The organism is Mesorhizobium sp. M7A.F.Ca.US.005.03.2.1 (genome assembly GCF_003997795.1).
GTDB classification, from domain to species: domain Bacteria; phylum Pseudomonadota; class Alphaproteobacteria; order Rhizobiales; family Rhizobiaceae; genus Mesorhizobium; species Mesorhizobium ciceri.
In genome coordinates, this window is the sequence record NZ_RZRP01001089.1 from 1 (window position 1) to 1,756 (window position 1,756).

General features: G+C 65.1%; 1 pseudogene. It reads right to left on the reverse strand.

The window, feature by feature from the left end:
* Positions 1-1,756, reverse strand: a pseudogene (locus EN991_RS34925) (kinesin); the annotation flags it as partial.

Here is a 1,756-nt window from a genome sequence, read left to right on the forward strand (position 1 = left end):
TCGCCCGCGCCATCGAAACGGCCCAGTCGCCGGCGCGCGCGGCCAGCGACTGGGCCGTTTCGATGGCGCGGGCGACCAGCTTCTGGTCGGCGGCATCGAACGTGCCTGCAATTTCGCTTGCACGAGCTGCCAGATGGTCGGCGGTGTCCTGAGCCCGGGCGGTCAGCTGATCTGCGGTTTCCTGGGCGCGGGCGGCGAGCTTCTGGTCTGCCGCTTCGAAGGTGCCGGCGATCTGATTTGCGCGAGCGGCCAGTTGATCGGCGGTTTCATGGGCACGGGCCAGCAGCGAGCTGGACGTGTCGTCCGCGCGGGCAAGCAAGGCGTTCGACGTATCTTCTGCACGGGCGTGCAGGCGACGGTCGGCCTCCTCGAAGGTGCGGGCGATGTCTTCGGCCCGCGCCAGCAGGGCGGCGGAGGTCTGCTCGGCGCGCTCGGCGATCTTCCGGTCGGCGTCGCTGAACGCGGCACCGGCCTGCTCGTGCAGGGTGCTGGTGACTTCCAGCACCTTTTCGCGCAGGGCGCCGGCGACAAACACGGCGCTCTTCTCGAGCACGGCGCGGACGTTGTCGACGCCTGTCGAGAGCGCACGTTCCATGGTGCCGGCGCGCTCCTCGATGATGCCGGTCTGGCGACTGAACGCCTGCTCGATCTTCTCGACATCGGCAGCGATCGCGTCGGAAATGCCGGTGCTTCTGGCAGCGATCTGGTCGATATGGCCCGACAGCGAGCGGTCAACGTCCTTGCGGGTCTCGGCGAGCCTGCCGAGATCGTCTTCCAGCGCGCGGGTCAGCATATTGCGGCCTTCGGACAGCTTGCCGACATGTCCGGCGATGACGTCGTCGATGTCGCTGCGGCTTTCGGTCAGCTTCTGCAGGTCGGCTTCGAGGGCGCGTTTGAGAATGTCGCGGCCCTCGGCCAGCTTCTCGACCTGGCCGGCAACCAGACCGTCGATGCTGGAGCGGCTTTCGGCCAGCTTGGCGAGATCGGCTTCCAGCGCGCGCTTGAGAACATCGCGACCTTCGGCGAGTTTCTCGACCTGGCCGGCGACCAGACCGTCGATGCTTGAGCGGCTCTCGGCCAGTTTGGCAAGATCGTCCTCGAGCGCCTTGGACAGGGTCGAGCGCTCCTGGACAAGCCTTTCCGCGTGGCTGTTAACGAGGCCACCGACGTTTTCGAGGTCGGCTTCAAGCGCTTTCGACAGCGTCGAACGATCCTGGACGAGCCTTTCGGAATGGCTGTTGACCAAGCCATTGACGCTTTCGAGGTCAGCCTCGAGTGCCCGGGCGAACTGTGCCCGGTCATCGACCAGTTTCTGCGACTGGTCGGCAATGGTCCCCTTGATCGCATTGAGGTCGGATTCCAGAGCGCGCCGCAGAATATCTCGGCCCTCGGACAACTTCTCGACCTGACCCGCAACCAGCCCGTCGATGCTGGAACGGCTGTCGGCCAGCTTGGCGAGGTCGTCCTCAAGGGCCCTGGACAGGGCGGAGCGGTCTTGGACAAGCTTGTTCATGTGATCGGCGATGACGCTGTTCACATTCTGCAGGTCGGCTTCCAGGACCCGGGAAAGCTGACCGCGATCCTCGGCCAGCTTTTCCGACTGGCTTGAGATAACGCCCTTGATCGTGTTCAGGTCGGATTCCAGCGCGCGCTTGAGAATGTCGCGGCCTTCCGCCAGCTTCTCGACCTGACCGGCGACCAGACCGTCGATGCTCGAACGGCTTTCGGCCAGCTTGGCAAGGTCTGCTTCAAGGGT